2 protein-coding genes are annotated in these 3439 nt (G+C 46.2%); one reads left to right on the top strand and one right to left on the bottom strand.

The features are described from left to right. Window positions 1-70: 70 nt before the first annotated feature. On the bottom strand, window positions 71-2593 hold the full coding sequence (locus JGK11_RS32535; protein WP_293214480.1) for an NACHT domain-containing protein: 2523 nt from the start codon (window positions 2591-2593) through the stop codon (window positions 71-73). 373 nt (window positions 2594-2966) lie between these two features. Here JGK11_RS32535 and JGK11_RS32530 point away from each other — a divergent pair, with 373 nt between their 5' ends. Next, window positions 2967-3323, top strand: a complete 357-nt coding sequence (locus JGK11_RS32530) for a hypothetical protein (RefSeq protein WP_293179548.1) — start codon at window positions 2967-2969, stop codon at window positions 3321-3323. The last annotated feature ends 116 nt before the right edge of the window (window positions 3324-3439 follow it).

Raw genomic sequence — 3439 nt, 5'->3', positions numbered from 1 at the left:
ATAAACCTGTTAAATGCCTCGTATAATGTCGGTCAATAGCGTTCATCGCCTTGATTTAACCTCTCGACAATTAATCCACCCTGCTTCTTAAGGGGGGTTGGGGGGATCTCTTCTGGCTAACATCGTCACTATCCTCTCTCTCTAATAGGAATTCGGGGGTTCTCTCGTGATTGGCATCGTCACGATCCCCCCCGGCCCCCCTTAACAAGGGGGGGGAAATAACCTCCAACATAGGTAACAACAAATCAATCACTGCTTTCGTCAGTGGCGCTTGTCCGAAACTCTGACGAAGTTGCCCTAAATCTTCAGCAACAAATCCCTTGAAAGGCGCGATCAATTCGTTCTGATTTCTCTTCTGCGCCTGAAGCCGACAATAATTAGACCAAGTGTATAATTGAGCCTCAACATCAGGATCTAAACAAGACTGTTCCGGCGCAACTAATTCGGTAAAATCTGCCGCTAAAACTCCCAATTCCGCCGCAAATTTATAAGCGACAAAAAACTCTAACAGCGAACGGTGCGCCGGAGTATAATCGCCGTCGGCATTGCGGATCAGCATTGTTTGACCCATCATGTCGTAGTGCCAGTGGTCTAAGTCTTTTTCCTCTTGGACGATGGAACCAAACAGGCCTCGGATGCGATCGGGAAAACCGCGATAATTCAGACTCATTTGGTCGGTAGACAGCATTTCCCAAGACAGTTCGCACAAAAAGTAAAGCTTATCTGCTAAAGAAGTAAAAGTGCGTTCAGCTTTGATATCTCTCTCTATCTTCCGTCGCACCGCATACAGATATATCCGCGACATATCGACGGGTTTTCCAGCTTCAATATCGGGCAATGCTTCCAAAATTAACTCTGTCATCACCGGGCGGCGCGCTAAATCTAATAAATGCGGGTTTCCCATCACTTTTTCGACAGTAGTTGCTTCTGTTTGAACTGACAGCGCTTGCCGAATTTGCGCGTCGTTAAATTTCTCTAATTCTAAGACTTCAAATTGGGGAGTTTCGCCTGTTAAAATGGTTGTTGAAGCTTGCAGTTCTGCATTGAACAATGCCCGTCCTTCCTTGCCTTCAGGAAAGTGTTCGGTGCGGCAAGTCAGGATAACTTTCGCACCCGGAACGACGGCTTTTGCTAGTTCCCAGAAGTTGTTGATGGTTTCTTGCCGATCGCACTTAGCGGCCATTTCATCAAAACCATCGAAAATCAACAGAAACTTACCCATCCGATTCAGTTGTTCAAAAGCCGAATAACCCGCCAAAGGTATCTCGTGTTTCCGAAAGAAAAACTCAGAAAATAGCGACTCCACACTAACAGCTTTAGCATAATCTCTCAGGGGAATTACTAACGGCAAACGCGGACGTTCTAAGCCGCGCTTTTGAGCATCTCGGTAGCGTTGTAGCGCCATCCAAGCATAGTGCATGGCAAACCAAGTTTTCCCCGTCCCAAATTCTCCTAAAACTGAAATATGTTCTTTTACTGGGTCATCCAACCACAAATCAATATAACCTTCAATCCAGCCATCTCGTTCGCCATAATGACTCACTCCTATTTTGCGGTGAGTATCGGGGTCAATTTCTTCTTTCGTACAAGCTAGCGGCACATATTTCGTATCAATTCCTCGGCTGGTAATTTCAGTTTCTAGCCAATCCAGATAAGCGGTAAAATCGGCATCTTGATCCAGCAATTCATCGAAGGTATAGCAAGCTAGATCGCGATTTTCATCTTTTTCTACCTCATCCCGCGCGGCGCGACTGATGCGGCGGGCGGTGACTAGCCAGCCTTCATCGGTGCGCTGCTTTTCCACCGACTCGCGCAAGGCTAAGATGTCCCTGAGTCCGGCTTCTCCGGCGATACCGCGTACTAAAATGCGATCGTACTTTTTGCGTCTCACCGGAACATTGATAATCCATTCAAAATAGTTATCTTCCGAGATTTGATAGGTTTCAAATTGATAATTTAAGGTTTCAAACCAACCGCGCACTTGTTGTGATAAAATAAAAGCTTGAGACTTTTGAATATTCGTTGATGCGGCTGCGGGAAGTGCGGGATAATCTTCGGCTTCCAACCGCGCAAACTCGGTGCGAATTCCTTCGAGAGTGGGAAGGCGTTCGATGCGATCCATTACCATAGATAGGCGTTTTTGCAAAGAGGCGATCGCATTTCCCACCATCACATCGCCGATCGATCGCGTCCGCTTTGCGACTTCCATAAACACGGCCGCAAATGCCATAAACTCCCGTCTGGGGTCAATCCCTAAATCTCGAAGTTCTTGGCCCAAAGCACTTTCGTTGAGAAACTCATCGCCTGCTTGAATTAAAATGGCTGGGCTGTCGGACTCGAAGGCTTTACGAAATGCTGATTCAATCTCTTTTTGGCGAAACAGTTCTAAAATCTGCTTGGGTTTGCCAGCGCCGTATTCTACTAAAGTATAAACGTAAACTCCGCTAAAATCGGCTGGCGGTGCATCGGGGTCGAGGTTAAATCTTTTTAATAATTTGATGACTGTTTCGTTGCGCTGAAACTTGTCTTTGATGGTGCCGAAGGGAATGGCTGTCAGGAGGCTGATAACTAAGTCGAGACTAATTGGGATCATTTAGGCTTTCCTGTTTTTCCGTGGGAGTAACGCTCAAATCTAGAATCGGTAGGCTGTGTCCCTGAAATGCGCTGCGGGCGATCGCACATTGCTCTATTTTTATGTTAACAGGATTTACGCGCTTCAACAAAAGAAACCGGGTTTTTACCGAATCTGTGGGCTGCAACGCGTCTCTTCGTGAAAAACCCGGTTTCTGACCAACCGTTGGCAAGTTATATCCAGTTAATTAACTTAGCATTTTTTTCTCGATTTGACAACTTCAAAACAGAGAAAAAACCGACATATATTGTAGTAAAAAAAGCTTTGATATTAGTTGTCGTTTCATAGTGAAAAAGTTAAAATATAGATAACTTACAAATAAAACTTGCTATCTATGAAAATACAATCTTCCGTCTTAGTCCACCTAGGATTTGGCAAATATGTGCGATCCGATCGAGTAACAGCAGTAATCCCAATTGAAGAAGAACGGGGCCCGGGCCGGCGCACTTTCGTGCACGTAGACGGCGAAGCAGACCCGATCGTTGCTTCGCGCGCCGAAGATACAATTGTTCGCGATTTAGTGCAGGAACCGCGCGAAATAACTCAAGCCCGCCAGCAACAAGAAATCCTCCAAGATTTGCTGGCAGATTTGAACAATGTTAACGTCACCGTGCGCCGCATCAGTCGCGATGAAGGCGGCCTCGATCTCGAACTTTTAGAGCGCCGGATTCGCCAAATCTTAGACGCATAAAAAGAAAAGACCGCCCGCGCGGTCTTAAGGTATGTAGTTGCGCTTCAGCGCTCTTTCATATCTAATTAAAAGAGCGCCCACGCGGTCTTAAGGTATGTAGTTGCGCTTCAGCGCTC

Source organism: Microcoleus sp. PH2017_34_RAT_O_A, assembly GCF_020737885.1.
Classification (GTDB): Bacteria; Cyanobacteriota; Cyanobacteriia; order Cyanobacteriales; family Microcoleaceae; genus Microcoleus.
This window is presented reverse-complemented; position numbering and strand designations above follow the sequence as displayed.